Origin of the sequence: Anaerobacillus sp. CMMVII, assembly GCF_025377685.1 — a bacterium.
Taxonomy (GTDB): Bacteria; Bacillota; Bacilli; order Bacillales; family Anaerobacillaceae; genus Anaerobacillus.
This window is the reverse complement of the sequence record NZ_JACEHK010000010.1, coordinates 87,923-110,567: the sequence shown is the minus strand read 5'-3', so window position 1 is coordinate 110,567 and position 22,645 is coordinate 87,923. Positions and strand designations below refer to the sequence as shown.

The 22,645-nt window shown below is 36.9% G+C and carries 23 protein-coding genes and 2 pseudogenes; 1 reads left to right on the top strand and 24 read right to left on the bottom strand.

All coding sequences use genetic code 11. From position 1 onward, the window contains the following. Nucleotides 1-6: 6 nt before the first annotated feature. The 14 genes and pseudogenes from recN to H1D32_RS13960 all read right to left on the bottom strand — a co-directional run bounded on the left by recN (nucleotide 7) and on the right by H1D32_RS13960 (nucleotide 14,073). Nucleotides 7-1,751: pseudogene (gene recN / locus H1D32_RS14025) on the bottom strand (DNA repair protein RecN). Between the two features lie 31 nt (nucleotides 1,752-1,782). Next, nucleotides 1,783-2,232, bottom strand: a complete 450-nt coding sequence (ahrC, locus tag H1D32_RS14020; RefSeq protein ID WP_261178928.1) for a transcriptional regulator AhrC/ArgR — start codon at nucleotides 2,230-2,232, stop codon at nucleotides 1,783-1,785. Nucleotides 2,233-2,523: 291 nt separating this feature from the next. Continuing rightward, entirely contained in the window at nucleotides 2,524-3,342 is an 819-nt protein-coding gene (locus tag H1D32_RS14015) for a TlyA family RNA methyltransferase (RefSeq protein ID WP_261178927.1), read from the bottom strand. Nucleotides 3,343-3,345: 3 nt separating this feature from the next. Next, nucleotides 3,346-5,235, bottom strand: a complete 1,890-nt coding sequence (gene dxs / locus H1D32_RS14010) for a 1-deoxy-D-xylulose-5-phosphate synthase (protein WP_261178926.1) — start codon at nucleotides 5,233-5,235, stop codon at nucleotides 3,346-3,348. Nucleotides 5,236-5,244: 9 nt separating this feature from the next. Next, entirely contained in the window at nucleotides 5,245-5,856 is a 612-nt protein-coding gene (locus H1D32_RS14005) for a hypothetical protein (protein WP_261178925.1), read from the bottom strand. A gap of 908 nt (nucleotides 5,857-6,764) precedes the next feature. Next, the gene (locus tag H1D32_RS14000) at nucleotides 6,765-7,658 is read right to left on the bottom strand and encodes a polyprenyl synthetase family protein (protein ID WP_396126196.1); all 894 of its coding nucleotides are present in this window, start codon (nucleotides 7,656-7,658) and stop codon (nucleotides 6,765-6,767) included. A gap of 2 nt (nucleotides 7,659-7,660) precedes the next feature. Then, complete coding sequence (locus tag H1D32_RS13995) at nucleotides 7,661-7,891, bottom strand: exodeoxyribonuclease VII small subunit (RefSeq protein WP_261178924.1); 231 nt, start codon at nucleotides 7,889-7,891, stop codon at nucleotides 7,661-7,663. A gap of 10 nt (nucleotides 7,892-7,901) precedes the next feature. After that, nucleotides 7,902-9,245 carry an exodeoxyribonuclease VII large subunit gene (xseA, locus tag H1D32_RS13990; protein ID WP_261178923.1) on the bottom strand — a complete coding sequence of 448 codons (1,344 nt, stop codon included), beginning with the start codon at nucleotides 9,243-9,245 and terminating at the stop codon, nucleotides 7,902-7,904. A 13-nt stretch (nucleotides 9,246-9,258) separates the two neighbouring features. After that, nucleotides 9,259-10,118: pseudogene (gene folD / locus H1D32_RS13985) on the bottom strand (bifunctional methylenetetrahydrofolate dehydrogenase/methenyltetrahydrofolate cyclohydrolase FolD). A gap of 217 nt (nucleotides 10,119-10,335) precedes the next feature. Beyond that, a complete protein-coding gene (gene nusB, locus H1D32_RS13980; protein ID WP_261178921.1) occupies nucleotides 10,336-10,731 on the bottom strand; it encodes a transcription antitermination factor NusB in 396 nt (131 codons plus the stop codon). Between the two features lie 343 nt (nucleotides 10,732-11,074). Continuing rightward, on the bottom strand, nucleotides 11,075-11,479 hold the full coding sequence (locus H1D32_RS13975; protein WP_261178920.1) for an Asp23/Gls24 family envelope stress response protein: 405 nt from the start codon (nucleotides 11,477-11,479) through the stop codon (nucleotides 11,075-11,077). A gap of 54 nt (nucleotides 11,480-11,533) precedes the next feature. Beyond that, nucleotides 11,534-12,886, bottom strand: coding sequence for an acetyl-CoA carboxylase biotin carboxylase subunit (gene accC, locus H1D32_RS13970; RefSeq protein ID WP_261178919.1), 1,353 nt, complete (start codon nucleotides 12,884-12,886; stop codon nucleotides 11,534-11,536). A 12-nt stretch (nucleotides 12,887-12,898) separates the two neighbouring features. Continuing rightward, nucleotides 12,899-13,390 carry an acetyl-CoA carboxylase biotin carboxyl carrier protein gene (gene accB / locus H1D32_RS13965; RefSeq protein WP_261179264.1) on the bottom strand — a complete coding sequence of 164 codons (492 nt, stop codon included), beginning with the start codon at nucleotides 13,388-13,390 and terminating at the stop codon, nucleotides 12,899-12,901. Nucleotides 13,391-13,728: 338 nt separating this feature from the next. Next, entirely contained in the window at nucleotides 13,729-14,073 is a 345-nt protein-coding gene (locus H1D32_RS13960) for a hypothetical protein (RefSeq protein ID WP_261178917.1), read from the bottom strand. Nucleotides 14,074-14,823: 750 nt separating this feature from the next. On the opposite strand from H1D32_RS13960, the gene H1D32_RS13955 reads away from it, so the two are divergent. Then, nucleotides 14,824-16,056 carry an IS110 family RNA-guided transposase gene (locus tag H1D32_RS13955; protein ID WP_261178915.1) on the top strand — a complete coding sequence of 411 codons (1,233 nt, stop codon included), beginning with the start codon at nucleotides 14,824-14,826 and terminating at the stop codon, nucleotides 16,054-16,056. Between the two features lie 163 nt (nucleotides 16,057-16,219). On the opposite strand, the gene H1D32_RS13950 is transcribed toward H1D32_RS13955, so the two are convergent. From H1D32_RS13950 to H1D32_RS13905, 10 genes are all read right to left on the bottom strand, one after another. Then, the gene (locus tag H1D32_RS13950) at nucleotides 16,220-16,792 is read right to left on the bottom strand and encodes a SpoIIIAH-like family protein (protein ID WP_261178914.1); all 573 of its coding nucleotides are present in this window, start codon (nucleotides 16,790-16,792) and stop codon (nucleotides 16,220-16,222) included. Nucleotides 16,793-16,795: 3 nt separating this feature from the next. After that, nucleotides 16,796-17,458, bottom strand: coding sequence for a stage III sporulation protein AG (spoIIIAG, locus tag H1D32_RS13945; RefSeq protein ID WP_261178913.1), 663 nt, complete (start codon nucleotides 17,456-17,458; stop codon nucleotides 16,796-16,798). Then, nucleotides 17,455-18,096, bottom strand: coding sequence for a stage III sporulation protein AF (gene spoIIIAF / locus H1D32_RS13940; protein WP_261178912.1), 642 nt, complete (start codon nucleotides 18,094-18,096; stop codon nucleotides 17,455-17,457). The genes spoIIIAG and spoIIIAF overlap by 4 nt, the downstream gene beginning before the upstream one ends. 183 nt (nucleotides 18,097-18,279) lie before the next feature. Then, nucleotides 18,280-19,434 (bottom strand): stage III sporulation protein AE, encoded by a 1,155-nt coding sequence (spoIIIAE, locus tag H1D32_RS13935; RefSeq protein WP_261179263.1) that lies wholly within the window; start codon nucleotides 19,432-19,434, stop codon nucleotides 18,280-18,282. 46 nt (nucleotides 19,435-19,480) lie between these two features. Continuing rightward, nucleotides 19,481-19,870 (bottom strand): stage III sporulation protein AD, encoded by a 390-nt coding sequence (spoIIIAD, locus tag H1D32_RS13930; RefSeq protein ID WP_261179262.1) that lies wholly within the window; start codon nucleotides 19,868-19,870, stop codon nucleotides 19,481-19,483. A gap of 14 nt (nucleotides 19,871-19,884) precedes the next feature. After that, complete coding sequence (gene spoIIIAC, locus H1D32_RS13925; protein ID WP_129079017.1) at nucleotides 19,885-20,088, bottom strand: stage III sporulation protein AC; 204 nt, start codon at nucleotides 20,086-20,088, stop codon at nucleotides 19,885-19,887. Nucleotides 20,089-20,115: 27 nt separating this feature from the next. Next, nucleotides 20,116-20,628, bottom strand: a complete 513-nt coding sequence (gene spoIIIAB / locus H1D32_RS13920) for a stage III sporulation protein SpoIIIAB (protein WP_261178911.1) — start codon at nucleotides 20,626-20,628, stop codon at nucleotides 20,116-20,118. Beyond that, nucleotides 20,625-21,551 carry a stage III sporulation protein AA gene (gene spoIIIAA / locus H1D32_RS13915; protein WP_261178910.1) on the bottom strand — a complete coding sequence of 309 codons (927 nt, stop codon included), beginning with the start codon at nucleotides 21,549-21,551 and terminating at the stop codon, nucleotides 20,625-20,627. The genes spoIIIAB and spoIIIAA overlap by 4 nt, the downstream gene beginning before the upstream one ends. A gap of 132 nt (nucleotides 21,552-21,683) precedes the next feature. Beyond that, nucleotides 21,684-21,965: a YqhV family protein gene (locus tag H1D32_RS13910; RefSeq protein WP_261178909.1), complete on the bottom strand. Its 282-nt coding sequence runs from the start codon at nucleotides 21,963-21,965 to the stop codon at nucleotides 21,684-21,686. A 206-nt stretch (nucleotides 21,966-22,171) separates the two neighbouring features. Beyond that, entirely contained in the window at nucleotides 22,172-22,573 is a 402-nt protein-coding gene (locus H1D32_RS13905; RefSeq protein WP_261178907.1) for a hypothetical protein, read from the bottom strand. Nucleotides 22,574-22,645 lie beyond the last annotated feature (72 nt).

The following is a 22,645-nucleotide window of genomic DNA, read 5'->3' as shown; positions in this document are numbered from 1 at the left end:
CTAACCTTAATTGGTTAGCTTTACATATACATCTTTAATATTTTCAGCTTGTGCCAATAATTCCTTGGCATTTTCGCGGGTTAAGTTTGTTGTTTCAGCTCCAGATAGCATTCTGGCTAATTCTTCAACTTGTTCATTTTGTGTCAATGTTGACACTTTTGTAACCGTTTTATTTTCAAATTGCTCTTTAGAAATATAAAGATGAGTCGTCGCCATAGCAGCAACTTGAGGTAAGTGGGTGATACATAGCACTTGCGAATTTGTAGAAATAGTATAAATTTTTTCAGCTATTGCTTGTGCAACTCGTCCACTAACTCCTGTATCGACTTCATCAAATATTAAAGATGTTACACCGTGATGAGCAGAAAAAATTGATTTTAATGCAAGCATGATACGTGAAATCTCACCACCAGAAGCGATTTTCGCTAACGGCTTTAGTGGTTCTCCTGGATTAGTTGAAAGTAAAAACTCTACTTTATCAATACCATCTGCCTGAAAATGTACATGATTACCATCTATCAAAGGATCTCTAAGTGAAGCAGGTTTATCACTAATTTCAATATGGAATTTAGTTTTCTCCATATATAGCTCTTTTAGTTGTTGATGGATTTTAGCGACTAATCCTTCAGCTGCATTTACCCTAAGTTGCGTTAAGTTCTTCGCTTCTAGGTATAGATCATGGCATATATCGTCTAGTTGATTTTCAAGCTCTTTAATCTTTTCTTCGCGGTTAAGTAAATGGTCAATCTCTTCTTCAATCTGTGCAGAGTACTCTAAAATATCATTAACATCCGCGCCATATTTACGTTTTAACTGTGTTATTTCATTCAGTCTTGACTCAATTAAATTTAAACGATTAGGGTCAAATTCAATTTGTTCATAGTAATCCCGCAATGAAAATGTCGCTTCCTCTAGCAGAAAATAACAATTACTAATTGTTTCTTTAGGGTAATTAGCTGTTTGTCAATCGCGGCCGCTTCTTCTACATCATTCATAGCTGACATTATCCACTCTAACCCCTTGCCATCTCCATAGAGAGCCTGGTAACAGTCATGAATGGTTTTATATAATTTCTCGCCATTTGCTAACTTCATTCTTTCTTCAGCTAGGTGAATATCTTCTTCTGGCTTTAACTTTGACTTTTCAATTTCCTTTAATTGATATTGAAGGAGGTCTAAACGATGAGCAAGTTTTTGCTCATTCTCAGAAAATTGTTTCACACGATTTGTTAACTCAACAAATTTCTTATAGATATTCCGGTATTCACTAATTGAGTCCCTCATTTTTTCCCCTACAAATTGGTCAAGAAGAGAGAGATGGCGTTCCACCTGCAGCAAGTGTTGATGCTCATGTTGACCGTGAATATCAACTAGGGACTCACCTAACTCCCTAAGAATACCTAAAGTCACAAGCTTTCCATTTACTCTACAAATACTTTTGCCTTGTGAAGTAATATCCCTTTGTAAAACGACCATCTGATCATCATTTATTTCAATCCCTAACTGAAGTGCTTTTTCATATATATCATGCGCAGTATTTTCAATAAAAAATAAGCCTTGGATTTCAGAACGGTTCGCTCCGTAACGGACAAATTCAGCAGATCCTCTTCCACCTATTAGTAAACTAAGTGCGTCAATAATAATCGATTTACCAGCCCCTGTTTCTCCAGTTAATACTGTTAAACCTTTATCAAAGGGGACAGTTAAATTTTCAATAATGGCAAAGTTTTTTATGGATAGTTCAATTAACACGGTATTTCACTTCCTTCTTATAATGCTTTGCCTAAAGCATTTCTAAAAAACGTTCACTTAATATCGGGCTATCCTCAGTTGTACGACAAATAATTAATATCGTATCATCACCACAAATAGTTCCTAATATCTCATTCCAATCAAGGTTATCAATTAAAGCACCAACCGCATTGGCATTTCCAGGTAACGTTTTCATAACAATTAAATTGTTTGCCCGATCAATACTGACAAAGCTATCCATAAGAGAGCGTTTTAACTTTTGCAAAGGATTAAAACGCTGATCAGCCGGTAAGCTATATTTGTACCTTCCATCTTGCATAGGAACCTTCACAAGATGAAGTTCCTTAATATCTCTAGAGACAGTGGCTTGCGTAACATTAAATCCTGCACTTTTTAAATGATCAACCAGTTCATCTTGAGTTTCAATTTCTCTATTAGCAATGATCTCACGAATTTTAATATGACGTTGTCCTTTATTCAATTCTATCTCCTCCAATTGGCCTGTATATCCTTTTTAGGTAGGTATATACAAGCTTCTAATTGTATATTAACTTATTTTTATACATAATACAACGAGGTAATTGTATATTATCCATGAAGAAATCAGATTTTAATTAGTCTTCTCATGAGGAATTTCATAATTACCTTTACCGTTCAATATCAAGGCTAAACGTAGTAGCGAAAATAATTAATTACGTAATTCATTACCGTATTTAGATAAAAATAGACAAAGAAAAGACAGTATTTACTAGTAAATACTGTCCGTAAAGCCTTACTGTTTTAATTTATGGTGTGCTTCTGAGACTAACTCAGTAATTGAAGCAATATTATTATCTCCAGGTTCAGTAGTGCCTGTCCAATAAAGATGTAGTAAAAACTCTATATTTCCTTCTCCACCTTTAATAGGTGAATAAGACAATCCACGTACATCAAACCCTAGGTTTAAAGAAAAACTCACGATCTCTTCTAAAACTTTTCGATGAACTCGTTCATCTCTAACAATGCCTTTTTTCCCAACTTCCTCACGACCGGCTTCAAATTGGGGCTTTACTAGCGCAGACACATGACTACCTTTTTCCAAAACATTAGCCAATGCTGGTAAAATAATACGTAAGGAAATAAAAGAGACGTCAATAGTAGCAAAGTTAGGAAGCCCCTTGGTGAAGTTGTCTTTTGTTACATAGCGGAAATTTGTTCTTTCCATAACCACGACACGTTCATCTTGCCTTAATTTCCAAGCTAATTGATTATACCCTACATCCACAGCATAGACGAGCTTAGCACCATTTTGAAGAGCACAATCTGTGAAACCACCTGTAGAGGAGCCAATATCCAAGACAATTTTTTCTTTTAGGTCAAATTGAAACTCTTCTATTGCCTTTTCAAGCTTTAGGCCACCTCTACTGACATAAGGGAGTAGGTCTCCCTTCACTAATAATTCCGCATCTTGGTCTACTTTTGCTCCTGGCTTATCAACTCGTTCATTATTACAAAACACAAGGCCTGCCATAACAGACCTCTTTGCTTTTTCTCTCGTTTCAATTAATCCACGATCAACTAAGAGAACATCAATTCTTTCTTTTTTTGCCATAGCTTATGCCCTCTGTTGTTTTCTAGGGATCATCTTTTGAACGTTAGTAACAACATCTTTTGTTGTCATGCCAATTTCAGCTAAAAGCTTATTGACACTACCATGTTCGATAAATTGATCCGGAATTCCCATTCTTTCTACAATCATATTATGATAAGAATGATCATGATAATATTCTAATACCGCACTTCCAAATCCACCTTGAAGCGCCGCCTCTTCAATCGTTAAAATTGAATAATTCTTACTAGCTAAATCTAGAAGCATTTCCTCATCTAATGGCTTAATACATCTAGCATTAATCACTTTAACTGAAATTCCTTCTTTTGCTAATATCTCCGCTGCTTCTTCGGCCATTGGGACTGTAGTTCCAAATGTTAATATCGCTAAATCATTTCCTTCTCGGAGGACTTCCCATTTACCAATCGGGATTTGTTTTAGCTCTTCATCCATTTTAATCCCATAACCATTCCCACGTGGGTATCTAACAGCAATTGGTCCGTCATTATACTGAGTAGCTGTATAAACCATATGCTGTAATTCATTTTCATCCTTAGCAGAAAGAATTGTCATATTTGGGATGTGGCGTAAGAAAGAAATGTCAAACACCCCTTGGTGAGTTTCACCATCCGCACCAACTAAGCCAGCGCGATCAATTGCAAAAAAGACATTCAGATTTTGTCTACAAATATCATGTACAACTTGGTCGTAACCACGCTGTAAAAACGTCGAATAAACTGCAAAAACAGGTTTTAAACCTTGAGTAGCTAAGCCACCAGCCATGGTTGTAGCATGTTGTTCTGCTATTCCAACATCAAACATCCTATCAGGAAATTCTTTTGCAAAAATATCTAACCTAGTTCCACCTGGCATTGCAGCAGTAATTGCGACAAGTCTGTTATCGGTTTTAGCTGCCTTTACTAACGTATTGGCAAAAACTGCACTGTAGCTTGGCGGTCCAGGATTTTTAACTACTTCACCTGATTCAATTTTATAGGGTCCTAAACCATGCCACGTTCCTAAAGCATCATTCTCAGCAGGGGCATAGCCTTTTCCTTTTTTCGTTAAAACATGAATAATCACAGGTCCTTTTGTTTTTTTCGCATATTTAATATTTTCTAATAAATCATCTAAATTATGACCGTCAACTGGACCTAAATAGGTAAAGCCCATTTCTTCAAAGAACATTCCTGAAACAAATAAATACTTCAAGCTATCTTTTAAGCGTTCTGCAGTTGCAGCAATTTTCCCGCCAAATGTAGGGATTTTCTTCAATAATTGCTCAAGTTCATCCTTCGCTTTTTGATACTTTCCTGCAGTTCTAAGTCTTCCTAAAACATTATGAAGAGCACCTACGTTAGGAGCAATCGACATTTCGTTATCATTTAAAATAACGATCAGATCTTTTTGTTCATGACCAATATGATTTAAAGCTTCTAAAGCCATTCCACCTGTTAAGGCACCATCACCAATAATTGCGACGATTTTTTCATCAGTCCCTTTGATGTCTCTTGCTACAGCCATTCCCATTGCAGCCGATAACGAGGTAGAACTATGTCCAGTTTCCCAAACATCATGCTCGCTTTCTGAGCGCTTCGGAAAGCCGCAAAGTCCTTTATATTGACGCAGCTCATCAAATCGATTAGCACGTCCAGTTAAGATTTTATGAACATAGGCTTGATGACCAACATCCCAGATAAATTTATCCTTCGGACTGTTAAACTCCTTATGCAAAGCAAGGGTTAGCTCAACCACTCCCAAATTCGGGCCTAAATGTCCTCCAGTGACTGAAAGCTTCTCGACAAGAAAACCTCTAATGTCAACAGCTAACGCTTCTAATTGCTCTTTACTATACTTATTTAAAAAATTTGGATCTGTTATTTTTGTTAAATCCAAGAAAAACCCTCACTTTCTTTTGGCTTTCTTTTTCCTCTTCTCTCTGTCTTTCCCATTTTTTAAAATATTTATTTTCAATTTTACCTCTAATAAATAAAATAATCTACCTACCTGAAAAATAATCGGTGTTGCATACTGCAACGCAATCGTTTTTCCTAATGATTTCCCACCTACAGTAAGACTTGCAACTACGCTAGTAAATATAACTGAAATCCAAAACTGATAAGTAGAATTATCCCCTTGACCAATTTGCATCGCTAATTGCATGACAACAAAAGCCGATGCAGTTCCACTTATAATCCCCGCAATATCGCCAATTACATCGTTACACAAATTTGCAAATCGATCTGCATTTCTAGTTATTAAAACTGCCGCTTTTGCGCCAGGGACACGCTCTGCAGCCATCGCGTGAAAAGGAGCTTCATCGGCAGCTGTTGCTGCTACACCTATCGTATCAAATACTACACCAACTAGGACGATTACTAGGACGATTAGCAATCCGACTCCCCAAGTTACCCCACTTAGAATAAAGGTTGAGACGATTGAAAAAAGAGCCGCTAACACAAGAGTGATAACGGCAATCGCTAGCGTCCAATTTAGTGAATTTCTAATTTTATTCATTGTCGATGATTACACACCAATCTATATAGTTTTGAGTGTTGAGTTTTGAGTTTAAAGCTTTTAGGGTTTCGCTTCGAAGCAATTCCCTAAAGTACCTCAAAACTCAACACTCACAACTCATAACTGAATATGTATTTGTGAGTGGTCATTTAAAGAGTAAAGACTGCGTCTTAGGTCCAGTAGGTTTTCCCAAGCAAATACCGACGTGTCGCCACATTGGCGGTTTCCCTTTAAATCTGCCTTAACGCTGTTGCCAAACGCTAGACTGGATTACCACTTAGCACGCACTATAATCCCCTATAAATGTCTTACGAACAGTCTAGGAGTTTTCCTCAACAGCCCTTAACCATCCTCTATCCTCTTTTGCAGAGTAGATTTCATGTGGATTACTAATTAACATACAGTGTATACAATTTAGTATCCATAATCCCCTCTAACTCCACTCAAGGCAGGCTACGCTGCAAACAAGGGGAAACTTGCTAAGCAGGTTCATACCGAAAACCGTAGCGTACTCATTCCCAAGAGATTGCCACGAGATTTGGCCTCCGCGGAAAGAGGGTCAACGCCCACATGCCATTGTGGATCGCCCTAATTCCTTTACTCCCAGCAATGACCCAAGGCTGGGCGCCTCAAGCCAATACTAGGAACTTCATCGATGTGCCCTTTAGCGGATTTTTAGGCCCGCCTTCGAGAAAGGAGGACTGACTAGAATACTGCACCACTCACTTTTCAACATTATACATGATAAATACTCCAGCAACAATTAGAAAATACTAGCTTTATAAGTTTTGAGTTTTGAGTTTTGAGTTTTGAGTTTTGAGTTTTTGGTTTTGCTACGAAGCTTTACTTACACTAACTCAACACTCTACACTCTACACTCTACACTTTAAACTTTACACTCTAAACTACTAGCGGTCACGCTCCATTATATAGTTGACTAACAATTCTAATTTTTCACTATTTATACTTACATTATATAAGTATTCCTTAGATTTAAGAATATGATCATCCAATTTACACTTTGCTCCGTCAAGGCCGAGAAGTTTTGGGTAGGTGCTTTTTTCATTATTAATGTCACTGCCCACTCGTTTACCTAGATTTTCTTCTGCGCCTTCAATGTCCAAGATATCATCTTTTATTTGAAAGGCTAACCCTAAATGTTTGGCAAATTCCCGTAAATTCTCTACATCACGTTCAGAAGCATTAGCTAAAATGGCACCTGCGATAATTGAATAACTTAATAGATCTCCAGTTTTGTGGTGGTGAATATACTCGAGTTCAGCAAGTGATAACTGTTTATTCTCAGCTTCCATATCAGCTACTTGGCCGCCAACCATTCCTTCTGGCCCTGCTGCTTTTGCAAGCTCAGTAATTAGGTTAACTTTTTGTATATCGCTAACTAAATTCTGGTCTATTGTGGCAATCACTTGGAAAGCAAATGTTAAAAGGGCATCTCCTGCTAATATAGCTGTAGCCTCACCAAAAACTTTATGGTTTGTTGGTTTCCCTCGACGTAAATCATCATTATCCATCGCTGGTAGATCGTCATGAATTAAAGAATAGGTATGTATCATTTCAATCGCACTTGCTACAAAAATGCCTTTTTCAAAGTTTTCTCCAAACCCTTCTATAGTGGCAAATAATAACATTGGGCGCAGACGTTTGCCACCAGCTTGTAAGGAATATAACATGGCTTGTTTGAGATGCACCGGTACATCCAAACGTTCCACGGAATCAAGCATCATTTGTTCTAGTGGGCCTTTCCTTTCGTCAAGATAAGAAGATAAAGTTAACTTTGTCACTGTTAGTCCTCCTGAAAAGTTGTTTGCTCAACTTTCCCGTCCTCGTGTAAGATCCGATCCATACTTTGTTCAACTGTTTTTAATTTATCATGACATAACTTTGATAAAGTCATTCCTTCTTGAAACATCGAAATTGCTTTTTCTAACGGCACGTCACCTTGTTCAAGTTTCTCAACGACTTCCTCTAACTTTTCCATTGCTTCTTCAAATGATAAATTTAATTTTTCACTCATTATTTACACCTCAGTTCTTCTCAATGTTGTCAACCTGGCATAACACTGATCCATCTTTTAACTTAATTTTCACTGCGTCACCAACAGCGACATTCGAAACACTTTTAATTAACTCGCCATCTTCCTTATATGCTAAGCTATAGCCTCTTGTCATAATTTTCAATGGGCTAAGAGCTTCTAATTTCGTTAACAAATGTTTAAATTCAAACTCCTTCTCTTTTTTTAGGTTTCCTAAATGTTGCTGGAGAAGTGCATGGTTTTTTTCAAGCTGCTCTTTTGCTTTAGAAACTTGGGTTTTAGGATGATTCATTTGAACATCTTTTTCTAAGTTTACTATTGCCGTTCTTTTCTTTTCAATTAAATACTTCATGCTTCGCTGTAATTTATCAATTGTACGATCTAATTGTTGTTCTTTTTGCTTAACTAACTGTTCTGGATAGCGAAATGCATAAGATTTTTGTAGATTCGTCAATTTCTTTCGCTCGGCTTCCAATTTCTTAGCTACAGAGGATTGCAATCTAATTTTCCTTTGACTGATTTTATCATAAAGATCTTCCCAATGAGGAACAGCTAATTCTGCAGCAGCAGTTGGTGTCGCTGCCCTTTTATCAGCGATAAAATCAGCAATTGTAACATCAGTTTCATGTCCGACTGCACTGATTATTGGAATATTCGAGTGGAAAATTGCATTAGCTACAATCTCCTCATTAAATGCCCACAGTTCCTCTATCGAACCGCCACCTCTACCAACAATCAAGACTTCAATTCCTGGGGTTTCATTCGCTAGCTGTATTGCTTTTACAATTGAGGCTGGAGCTTCTGTACCCTGAACCAAGACAGGCAAGAGGGTAATTCTAACCTGCGGAAAACGCCTTTTTAGAGTTGTAATAATATCACGTACTGCAGCACCCGTCGGCGAGGTAATAATTCCTATTTCCTTAGGAATTTTAGGAAGGGGCTTTTTATACATTTCGTGAAAATAACCTGCTGTTTCAAGCTTCTTTTTAAGTTGTTCAAAAGCCAAATATAAATTTCCTACACCATCTGGCTGCATTTCATTTACATATATTTGATATTGACCTGTCGCTTCATATACTGTGACACTGCCACGAACAATTATATTCATCCCATCCTCTGGAATGAACTTCAAGAAGCGGTTATTGCCAGCAAACATAACCGCTTGAATTCTTGAATGATCATCTTTAATTGTAAAATACATATGCCCACGGCTATGCTTTTTAAAATTAGAGATCTCGCCTTTTATCCATATATTAGATAGGATTTCATCATTGTCAAATGTTCGTTTTATATACTTTGTTAATGCTGAAATGGTAAAAATTTGATCATTTGACATTGAAACATCTCCCTTACTTTACACTAACGATTAATTTTTTTGCCGATTCAATTGTATTAAATAAAAGCATAGTAATCGTCATCGGTCCTACTCCACCAGGAACTGGTGTAATGTATGACGCAACTTCCTTTGCATCCTCAAAAACAACATCACCGACTAATTTACCAGTGTCCAACCGGTTGACACCAACATCAATTACGACACAACCTTCTTTCATATAGCTTGCATCAATGAAGTTTGCTTTCCAACCGCGACAATTAGAATGTCTGCTTGCTTTGTAATAGACTTCATATCCTTTGTTCGAGAATGACAATATGTAACCGTAGCATTCTCATTAAGAAGCAATTGTCCTACTGGTTTACCAACGATATTACTACGACCAATAACTACAACATGCTTCCCTTCAATAGCTATTTCTTGAGATTTAATCATCTCAACGATTCCAAACGGGGTACATGGTAAAAATGTGTCTTCACCAATCATCATTTTCCCTACACTAATTGGGTGGAAGCCGTCTACGTCTTTAGCGGGGCTGATACTTTCAATTACAGCCTTCTCAGAGATATGAGCCGGTAATGGTAACTGAACTAAGATCCCATGAATACGATCATCATTATTTAACGATTGAATTGCATCTAATAGTTGTGTTTCTGTAACAGAGTCAGCTAATTTATGAAGAACAGAATAAATACCAATTTCTTCACAAGCTTTTTGCTTAGCTTTTACATATGATTGACTTGCGGGATCTTCTCCTACTAAAATCACTGCTAAACCTGGTTGTACTCCTTCTTTCGCAAGTAACTCAACTTCCTTCTTCATGCTTTCCCTTTTTTCTTTCGCTAAATCTTTCCCACTAATAATTTTTGCAGACATCCTCATTTCCCCCTTAGCATTACGCTTTTTTATAGAAAAATTTGGCTTGACACCTGGCAAAAGCCTAAGCATTCCAAAATAAATAATGTATTAGAAGAGCCTTAGAAAAGCCAAATCATTTCCCCAATTCTGTCTAACATTAATGAATTTCATATTATTTTCGCTTTTAAGTTCTATATGTAGCTGATTAAGGGAATTATGAAATTCACTCAACATACTAAGCTTTTAGAGTTTCGGCTACCTTCGATAAAACTCCGTTAACAAAACGTCCGCTTTCATCCCCGCCAAAACTTTTTGCTACATCAACCGCTTCATTTAAAGAAACATTTAGTGGAATATCTTCTAAAAACTTCATTTCGAATATTGCCATCCGAATTACAGCTCGGTCAACATTTCCAACACGGTCAATTTTCCAATTTTCTAAATGACTTTTGAAAAGTTGATCAATCTCTTCTAAATTTTCTAACGTACCTGAGACTAGCTGATCAAGAAATGTATCTTTTACTTCATCTTCCTCTAGTACATTACTTATTGCTTCCTCTTTATCGGTTCCACTCATATCAACTTGAAAAAGTGACTGAACGGCTTTAACTCTGGCAAGACGTCTCTTCATATGTAAAATTCTCCTTTAAAATACATTAATGAATTTCATAAATATACCAACTTCATAATTGCAGTGGCTTTTTATGTATCATTCATACCATTTTCCTAAAATTGATCATACCATATTCTTGTCCGTCATTACAGGACTCTATTGTTATTTAGTATTTTAAAAACATACTAAATTTATTAAGAAAAAGCAAAAGGAGCCTATTGAACCAAGTATTCCTTGGATTATTTCATAAGCACATCCCAAAAATTCAGCCAAATAAAAAGACGACTAAAGAAGGGCGTACCTCTTTCTCGTAGAAATAATACGAAAGAAGTAGACTTTCTAAAGTCATCTTTAGGTTTACTTATTCTTGATTATCAACAATCACTTGTTGTGATTCAAGCTGAATACCTACAACGTGTACATTAACAGCACTTAAGTCAATTGCAGTCATAGTGATTAACGTTTGATGAATATTATCTTGAACTTTCTTAGCTACATCAGGAATAGATACCCCATAATTCATTACAACATACACATCAACCGAAATCCCATCTTGACCTAAATCTACTTTTACGCCTTTACCGTGGCTTTTTCTACCTAGCTTCTCTGCTACTCCAGTTGCAAAATTCCCTCTCATGGTAGCAATACCTTCAACTTCGGCTGCCGCTAAGCTTGTAATAACTTCAATTACTTCAGGAGAAATTTCAACTTTTCCTAGCTTCGTCTGTTGCTCTTCCATATCAATTACATGATTTTTTTCAGTCATAATATTAACCTCCTACGAATCATCGTTCTTCGTACAAACCAATTTTACCATTATTTATTTACCAGTTAAATTGTGCAGTTCCAAAAATTTTGTATTAAAGTCTCCACTAACAAATGTTTCATTTTCTAATAATCTTAGATGAAATGGAATTGTCGTATCAATACCTTCAATAACAAATTCATGTAGAGCTCGTTTCATTTTCGCAATTGCTTCTGCTCTAGTCTCTCCATAAGTAATTACCTTTGCAATCATAGAATCGTAAAACGGTGGGATCGTGTAACCAGGATATGCTGCTGAATCTACCCTAACACCTAACCCACCTGGTGGCAAGTACATTGTTATCTTACCAGGTGAAGGCATGAAGTTTCTGTCTGGATTTTCAGCATTAATACGGCATTCAATCGACCAACCGTTAAAGGTTATATCCTCCTGCCTGAAAGCAAGCTCTTCCCCTGAAGCAACGAGGATTTGTTGCTTAATGAGGTCTATCCCAGTAACCATTTCTGTCACAGGATGCTCAACTTGAATTCGCGTATTCATCTCCATAAAGTAAAAATCACCAGTATTATGATCAAATATAAATTCTACCGTTCCTGCACCAGAATAGTTTACCGCTTGAGCGGCAGCTACAGCAGCATCGCCCATCTCTATTCGTTTAAGCTCCGTGATCGCTGGTGAAGGTGTTTCTTCTAATAGTTTTTGGAGACGGCGTTGGATACTACAATCTCTCTCACCCAAATGTACAACATTACCATAGTTGTCCGCTAATACTTGAATTTCAACGTGTCGGAAATCTTCAATAAATTTTTCAATATAAACTCCCGGATTGCCAAATGCGGTTTGGGCTTCTTGCTGCGTGATTGATACACCTTTAATTAACTCTTCCTGAGTTCTTGCAACACGAATTCCCTTTCCGCCGCCACCAGCTGTTGCTTTGATGATAACTGGGTATGTGATTTCATTTGCGATCGCTATTGCCTCATCTATATTTTTAATAATTCCATTTGATCCAGGCACAATCGGGACCCCAGCTTGCTTCATCGTTTCCCTAGCAACGTCCTTTGTTCCCATCTTATTAATTGCTTCTGGACTTGGTCCAACAAACGTGATATTGCACTCAGCACAAATCTCAGCAAAATCTGCATTCTCTGCTAAAAATCCATAACCTGGGTGAATCGCATCGACTTCAGTTAGTGTAGCAACACTCATAATATTAGTAAAATCTAGGTAGCTTTTTGCAGAAGCTGTCGGCCCAATACAATAAGCCTCATCTGCTAGCCTTACATGTAATGATTCCTTATCAGCTTCTGAATAAACAGCAACTGTTTCAATCCCCATCTCGCGACAAGCTCGAATAATCCGAACTGCAATTTCCCCTCGATTTGCTATTAGTAGTTTTTTTATCATCAAGCTTCTCTCCTATTCTGCTTTCACTAAAAATAGCTCTTGACCGTACTCAACTAGTTGTCCATTCTCAACTAAAATTTCTACAATTTCCCCTTTAATCTCTGCTTCAATTTCATTCATTAGTTTCATCGCCTCTACGATACAAACAACAGAATCTTGAGTCACTTTGCTTCCTACTTTGACATACGAGTCTGAATCTGGTGATGGCGCTGCATAAAATGTACCAACCATTGGTGACGTTATCTTATGTAAATTAGCAGCTGGGGCAATTGGTGTTTCCGATTTCGATTCGCTTTCTACCACTTGTTCAACTTGCTGCGGTATAGAAGTAACCACTTGTTGCGGGATTGGTGCCGGTTGTTGAACGAACTGCTGTACTTGTTCAAGCTGCTTTCTTTCTTTTCTTAGGGTGATTTTTGTTCCCTCTTGCTCGTATTTAAACTCTTCAATACTTGATTGATCAATAGCCTTAATTAGTTCGCGAATATCTTGAATTTTAATCATCATTCGTCACTCCTCGTTTATTTTCCATCATTTCTTTTTCAACATTTTTTTATACTTTGGAACTTTATTCGACATTTTTTGTTTACTTTGTCTTATGACTTACTACTAATTTGTTGCTATATCAAATTTACCATTATCATAAAGATTTTTCTACTAAAAAATAATCTTCCATTTTTTAGCTGTCGTTTCAAAAAAAACGCTCTTTTCTAAAAAGATTGTTACTATTAGCTTTTAGGTCATAACCAAGCGAATGCTTGGTTATGACCTAAAAGCAACAAAGTTACGAAAACAGCCAAACAAAAAAAGATGACCTATCCATTTAGGTCATCCAGAAACGTTTACTGCTCTTCAGTCACTGCAGCAACGTCTTTCTTATATTGTTTAAAAACTGGAAACTCTGAAAGATTTTCCGGAATTTTCCCATTTTCTAATAAGATTATTTTGACAATATTCTTATTTCTTGCCATATGGAATTTATCACCATACTCATTTTCCTGTGTGTATTTTTTCAACGACTGATAATCTTCTTCCTGGATTGATACTCCACTTGTAGCATCATCAGTTGATTCAAGCTCTTGTACAAAGCCTACTTCGAACTCAACGATTTGAATTTGATCGTTCTTCATATTTCGTGTTTGTTCTAAGACAGCTTTGGCTCCTTCTGTTAAGTCATTCCATTGCATGATGATCTCTCCCTTACCTAAGTAAAATGAATTAGAAACTTAGCTTAAAAAACTAAGTAAAAAATGTTATATTTCCTTTACTTTACCAAAGTCGTATTATACCACTATAAAATAAGAATTGCATCTATAGCAAGGTTCTGATCGTAATTTAGTTCTTAAGATTACTCGACGCTCAACTATATCATGTAAATTCTACCTATTTTAAAAGCAACAAACTTTGAGGAAACTGAGTTCTAAAACAAGAATTGGTGTGAAAAGTGTAATTTCTTTTTAAAATAAGCGTAAAAGCACCACACTACACATCAATAGCTTATTCCAAATTAGAGTTAATTATAAACAACTTATATATCGCTAATTCTTTAAGTTTTTTTTTCGTAACGATCTTTTCAAAAGATGGTTGCTATTAGCTTTTAGGTCGTAACCAAGCGAATGCTTGGTTACGACCTAAAAGCTACAAAGTTTACGAAAAACTCCCATGGCGGCGCTTCTCGCCGCCACCATCTATCATTAAAATAGCTGTTGCCCCAATTTAAAGGTCTAGCCCCATTATTGTCTGACCATAATGACTCTAACAATACTGCCAGTCCGGAGACTGTTTGGTGGATCTTCCCTTCAGAAGATACCCTGTACGAAAAACTGGTTGTGACAGATTTGAAGAACCATCTAATGTGCCTGGAGTACGAATACAAAAATTTTGTATTGAATCGACTGTCACTTGTATTGTTAATAATTTTATGAGGTGACGCTTAAATGGAAGCAATGATTGAGCGGTGTGCAGGCCTAGATGTACACCAAGAAACAGTAGTAGCTTGTGTTTTGTTCGGTCCTTTGGATAAGAGACCTAAAAAAGAAATTCAAACCTTTCCAACCACCACGTCCGGTCTTCTAGCTTTAAGTGATTGGTTAACTTCACATGAAGTAACGGATGCGGTAATGGAAAGCACAGGAGTTTATTGGAAGCCAGTCTGGAATATACTCGAACATAATGTGCAGCTGGTACTTGCCAATGCTCAACATGTCAAAAATGTTCCAGGACGGAAAACAGACGTTAAAGATGCCGAATGGTTGGCAAAATTATTGCGTTCTGGGTTAATCGAAAGTAGTTTTGTTCCCCCTGAAGATATTCGTGATTTACGTGATTTAACTCGGTATCGAAAAAAGCTAATTAATTCTCGTACTTCCGAGCGTAATCGAATACACAAAATACTTCAAGACGCGAACATTAAGCTAACCTCTGTTTTTTCAGACATATTCGGTGTTACCGGATGTCGCATTCTCGAAGCTCTTATTAACGGAGAAAAGATTGAAATTCAATCACTTCAACAAATGGTGGATCCAAGAGTTAAGGCTTCCCTAACAGAAATTTACGAAGCCCTAAATGGACGTATACGTAAACATCATTGTGATATGCTTCGTTTCCATTGGGAACATATTGCCTACCTGGATGAGACCATTGATAAAATAGTCGAACAGATTGATCAGGTACTCATTCCTTATCGAGAAGAATGTGAACTGTTAGATACGATACCTGGTGTGAATAAAGACTCAGTCGCTATTTTCATAGCCGAAATGGGAGTGGACATGTCTGTCTTTGGATCAGCAAAGCGTCTGGCCTCATGGGCTGGTGTAAGTCCAGGAAACTATGAGAGTGCTGGTATTAAAAAAAAAAGTAAAACTACCTATGGGAACAAAGCCCTGCGAACGGCTGCCGTAGAATGTTCATTTGCCACAGATAGGCAGGTTAACCGTATCTCTGCACACCGCAAAAGAATTATGAAACGACAAGGGATAGCAAAAGCTCGTATTGCATCTGCTCATTTACTTTTGACCATTGCTTACAACATACTAAAAACAAAAGAACCCTATCAGGAACTAGGCCCTGATTATTACCAGCAGAAAGAACAAAACAAAGAACTTAAGATGGTTCAATATCTAAAGAGGAAAGGCTACAGTATTGAATTGACTGAAGACAAGACTGCTTAACAATAAAAAATAAACAATAGATAAAGGAACCTCAGCCCCCAAAAAAAATGGAAATGTGGAGGGCTTAGTTTAGTGTTGCCTTCTGGCCAAAAAGAGTTTTCATACAAACAGCCTTATAAATAAAAGGGATTGGCCGTCTTAGACCAATCCCAGTTTTTGTTATTTACTTAGTGCTTGGTTGGAAGGCAACAGCGATATTGTTAATTCCAAGTTGTTCACGAGCCATTAAATTGATTTTAACAGCCTCTTCCTTAGAAAGTTCATTAGCCTTAACGATGATCTTTACTTCATCACCTTCAGCAATAACTAATACATCTTCGTAACCCTTTGTTTTAATTAACGTTTCAAGCATTTCTTCCTTTTGAGCTAACACTCGTAAACTTTCAATGTTATCCATAGCTCGGCTCTGCACATCTGCAGATGCATCAACCGAAGCAACTACAGCGACATAATCTGCACTTAAGCGGTCTCTTGCAATTTGGCGTTCTAAACGAATTGTGTTAAATACTTCGTCGTTTGTAAAGCTAGTTAAAATATTGTCATCTAACAGGTTTTCCATTTCTTCTTTTGTTAGTTCTCCAATTTCTACAAACGTATCATCCTTTTGGCTTTCTGCCTCATCGCCTACAAACGCTAATTGATCATTTGGAATTGGTGATGTGATGTAGTACACCGATAACACAATAATTAAACTAAGCATTGTTAATAACCAAACTGTTTGTCTTTTTAATACCATTTTTTATTCCCCCTTTGATTTCTTAGGTAATACTGAAACTCGGTGTGTAGGTACATCTAATACTCTACTCACTGCTTCTACTACCCATGTTTTGACTTGGATATTTTCTACTCCTCTAGCGACCACAAGAACGCCTCTAATAGTTGGCTTTTCTATTTTCGCTACGAGTGGCTCTTCTTTATCACCAGTTCGAATGATAACAACTTCATCTTCTCTAGTAGTATCTTCGACGTTACGCTTGCCACCTTCGCGATCCGTCTCATCTGTCTTTTGTTCCTTAATACTTTTATTTCTTTCAAAAATCTTTGTTTCAGTTTCTTGTAGATTGATCATGACTGTAACATCAGATACTCCTACAATCTCCTCTAGCGCGTCTCTAAGTTGCTTTTCATAAGTATATTCATAGTCTTGCATTGTTACTGGATCTTCCCCAGTTTTACTTGTGAAGACAGTTACAGCTTCGCCTGTATCTTTCGTCTCCTCTTTAAATACTGGGACACTGTCTTGTAAACTACTTGGTTTTGAGAAGTTACTAAAAATCATGAGCGCTAGACCAACACATAGTACGATAGCTAAATATTGAAGGGGACTACTTCTTTTTTTCTTTTCGTCCTTGTTTGTAAAAAGTTTTTTGATCCATTGTCCATTATCATCTTTTTTGGTCATTGATCTAAACTCCCTCCTTCCATTAAAACTTCAATTTTTTCTACTGGTATCAACCAAGAAGCTGCTAAATATTGAAGAACCTCTTTTGTATTTGTCGTTTGCTCAGTGGTTGGCTCTACACGATTGGTTGTATCTATTTTGACGAGGGCTACAGCTGGTACAATGTCACTTACGATCTCTTCCTCGTCTTCAATACTTTTGAGTCGTATCGATACTTTCGTAATACTATTTAGGTAATCATCTTCTTCTAAAAAATCTTCTAAGGCTACATCTACTTCTACTATCTCTTTTTCAAACTTTGTAATCATCCCCTCTTCTACTTGTCTCTTAAGTTGGACAGCCACTTGTTCTGAAATATATGCAAGAGTTACCTCTTGTATTTCTCTTTTCTTATTTTCTAGAGAAATTTGTACATTATTTTCCTCTAATTGGTTTGAAAAGCCTAAGGATGATACCCAGCTATCAACATCTTTAGAAAAAATTGATAATAGTGGCGTTAAAATAATGACTAACAGAAGCAAACCAACAACCATCTTTACATACCTTTGCAAGCTTGAGTTAGGCAAGAGGAGTTCTAAAATAGTTGCTAGTAGGATAAGTAGAATGATGTTGCTAATCCATTCTGTTAAAAACTGCATCGTTCCTCGCCTCCCTTCTAATGTAAAGCGTAAATTCTAGGTTGGAATATAGTTCTATAGAAAAATGAAGAAATACATTAACCCGATAACAAATAGAGATAAAGCTATCGTTGAACCTACTTCTTTCATTGTTTCTTGCTTATCCATTTGTTCATCCTCCTATCAGTGCTTCGACCGAAATTCTTACCTCATCATTAGTGATAAATTCCCTGCAGCCACCATAATCGTGATTGCCAGGAAGAACATGAGACAAACCGTTGCTAGAGCTGCGAAGATAAAGATCACTGCTTTCCCAATAATTGATAAACTATTGATGATCGCGCCACCGCCGATGGGTTGTAGAACCGCTGCGGCTAGATTAAAAATGATCGCTAACGTTAAAACTTTAATTGCAGGAAATGCGCATATGAGCAGTAGAATTGCCAAACCAACTATACCCACGGTGTTTTTTAATAGAATTGATGCCCCCATAACAGTATCAGCTGCATCTGTAAAAACGCGCCCTACAACAGGTACAAAGTTGCCAGTAACAAACTTTGCTGTCCTAATGGTAATGCCATCGGCAACAGCGGTAACAGCTCCTTGTACGGAAATGACCCCCAAAAATATTGTCAGGAAAATACCAAGAGTACCTACACTAATATTGCGCAATAAATTTGCTAGCTTTGTAACTTTATAATGATCTGTTAGCGTACTAACAAGGCTTAATAATGCTGATAAGAACAACAAAGGTAAAACAAAGTGCTGGATTAACAATCCACTTGAATTTACGAGCAAAATGATAAGTGGATGAAACAAAGCGACTGAAGTTAGGCTTCCAATAGAGGCCAGGAGTGCCAATAACAATGGTAACAACGCAATCATAAAATTAATCATCATTGAAATAGCAGATTGCGCATAATTGACTGCTATATAAAAACTATTAATCGCAATAATCATTAACACCATATAAACAATCGCATTCGCTACTTTACTGACTGCATTTCTTTCAAAAGCTGTTTGTAAATTTTGGAGTATTACACTAAAAACAGTTAATAAGATTAATGTTCCAAGTAACTTACCATTCACAATCAGCTCATGAAAAAAATAGCGGACGAACCCAAGCAGCCACTCTTTTATTGAGAATTGTTTGTCCCCTCGGACAAATTCCATAAATGAGCCTTTTTGATTTTCTGGTAAAAAACCGCCATATTCTGTAACGATTTGTTCCCAATACTCTCTAATTTCATCGACTCCTAATTGAGAAAGCTGTTGTTCTACAAGATTTTCTTGGGGTGGTGGTTCTGCAAGTGCAACAATAGGTAGAAGAAAGAACATTAAGACTGCTATTATAATTATTTTTTCATGATTTAATCCCCTAACTTAGAAATCCTGAGAATTTTCGTTAGTATGGTAGAAGCCCAATAACTGTTTCAATGATTGCTGTGATGATGGGAATTGCCATGACTAAAATAAATACTTTACCAGCTAATTCAATTTTTGAAGCAATGGCACCTTGACCCGCATCCTTAGCAATTTGTGCTCCGAATTCTGCAATATAGGCGATCCCAATAATTTTTAAGATTGTTTGGACATACACCATATTAATATTTGCATTTACGGCAATCTTTTGAAGCATTGTTACAATCATATAAATTTGATCAATTAGGAAAATAAAGATTAGCACGCCTACGAAAACTGTTAATAAAAATGCAAAGATTGGTTTTTGTTCTTTTACTACTAGGGCTAAAAATGTTGTGATTAACCCTAAGCCGACTATCTGTATAATTTCAATGGCGAACACCTCCCTTATTGAAAGAGAAAGACACCCTTTATTTTTTGAAACAAGTTATCAACGATTGAAGCAACCATATAAAGGACAACTACAAAACCTATTAATGTTACCCAGTGAGCCCAGTCTTCTTTACCCATCTGCTTCAAAACGGTATGGATCATTGCAACAACAATCCCAATTCCTGCTATTTGAAATATTGTGTTAACATCGTAGCCCATGATTCTCTCCCTCCTCAGCCTAAAAGCCTACATCATCAAAATAACAATCAATAATCCTGATAAAAAACCAAGGCTTTTCAGCATTTTTTCATAACGGTTTTGTGATTCAATGGCGTCTCCTTCTTCCCTTTCTAAATGATTTAAAGTTAAGCGAATTTGCTTTTGTTGATGCTCACGATCATGTTGACCTAACGTTGCACCAAACTGGCTCATCACTTCTAGCTCCCCATTTCCTAATGCAGTTAAATGCCAGGTATCCTTTAAACTTTCCTCCCAAGCTTTATGTACACTTACCTCACCCATATTTAACCTTTCGGAAAAACATGTGAAAAAGTACGATAGCGGCTTTGGAAGTTGTTTGGCAATATGTTCGCAAGCCTCAGCTAACGGCGTAAGCCCGTACATGATCTCGGACTCAAGAGATTGCAAGGCAACTTTTAAGTGTCTTAGTTGTCTTGGTCGTTCCGTTAACCTTCTAGCAAACTCAAAACCTACCCAAGTTGTAGCGATTAAAATTAAAATAGCTCCTAGTATTTTCACTGTATCCTCACCACGTCTTTTCCGTTTTCATCCCTAATTCGCTTCACTTTACCAGGCTGAAAGCCCCTCGTTAACTCTATGCATCGCGTAAAGACATTCATATTCAACAATGGTCTTAAGGTTGGTCGATCCATAACATCTTCCAACTTATTTCCATGCACAGTTGTTATAATTTTCACACCGGAATGAATGGCTTCCATAATCGCCTCACTATCCTCTTTTCTGCCAATTTCATCTACTATCAGAACTTGAGGACTCATTGATCTAATCAGCATCATCATTCCTTCAGCTTTGGGACAAGCATCGAGAACATCAACTCTATGACCTAAGCGGTGTTGAGGAATTCCTTTTACAGAACCTGCAATTTCAGAACGTTCATCTACAACCCCAATTTTCATCGAAGGAATAACTCCTTTTCCTTCACTGATAATCCGTGCTAAATCTCTTAGCAATGTTGTTTTCCCTGTTTGAGGCGGACCAACGATTAATGTATTATGCCATTCATCATTGTTATATAAATAATTGATATAGGTTTCAGCGACGCCAATCTTTTGTCTAGCAACCCGAATATTAAACGAGCTAATATCGCGAATTGCCTTCACTTGTCCTTTTTCTGTGATCACTTTTCCAGCAAGCCCGACACGGTGCCCCCCGCGGATGGTTATATACCCTCTTTTTAATTCTTCTTCTAAGGCGTATAAAGAATAATCACTTAACTGATTAAGTAAATGTATTGCGTCACTAGCTGAAATAAGATATTGGTTATCGAACTGACTTGGAAAAACAGGTTTGCCATCAACCACAATTTCAAGCGGTCGAGAAATCCGAATTCTTATTTCTTCAATCCGTTCCCTGATGGTAGCAGGTAAGTTCATCACAATTTCTTTGATTTTTTCTGGTAAAACAGCTAAAATCTCATTCATCTCAAACCCAACTTCCATTTAGACTTGTATAAAATAATTAGCCAGTCAAAACTAGTAATGAAGTTCATTAACTTGTCTTACTATTGAAAATGTATGCAGGCTTGACCATAATATGACTATCAATTGAATGGTTTACCGTCGAACTCCAATTAGAATAAGTAAAACTCCTAAACCAATTAAAAAGAGTTTACTAAAGGAGAGCTTATCCGCCATTCCAACTAAGCCAATACTCATTGTTAAAATTAAAATAATTGGACCAACGATTGCTAACGATGCATTAATCATGACCGCTTTATCAACTGCATTAAATCTCAGCATTAGAGTTGCAGCGGTAATTTCAATTAACCCAGAAATCATTCTTAAAATAACCATTCCGAGAACAGCTGTTTCTACAGCAGCAAGCCAGTTTTTCATTTACTCCACCCCAAATGCGTAATTAACAGTTTTGTTTTTTCACGTGTAGTACAAGCTTATGAATACGAATTAATTTTAGAACAGCAAAAAAAACACCTACCTACAATTAATGTAAGTACGTGCTTTAGTCTTTAGTTTATAGTTGAAAGTGTAGAGTCTTTGATAGAGTTTTGCTTTCGAAAACTCTACACTCTACACTCTACACTTCATCTAATTTGCCCCTGGATCACACTTAATAATGCTGCTTCTTCTTCCATCCACTCTTCGAAAGAATGTTTATCCGAACAAAAGGCACAAACTTGGTTATCATCCTTATAAACATCGACACAGAACATCCCATCAAAATATGAGTAATATTCAATTTCGTATTGGTCAATTTTCTTGCGGTTTTTATTTTTAGAGTTCCCCGAATTTTTCACTTGCTTAATATGCGTTTCGGTTAATTGGAGTAGATCGTTCTCATCCCACTCTTCGAAGTATGATACATCTGAACAAAATTGACCCATGTTCTTCCCGTGCTGGTTTACCTCTACACAAACAATATCTTTAGAGAATTCGTAATATGAAATTTGCAGTCCGTCCTTGAATTTCTTCACTTTTTTGTCCATAATAAACACCCCTTTATTATTTAATAACACCTTACAACCATACATACCCGTTATTAAAGAAAACAATGCTTG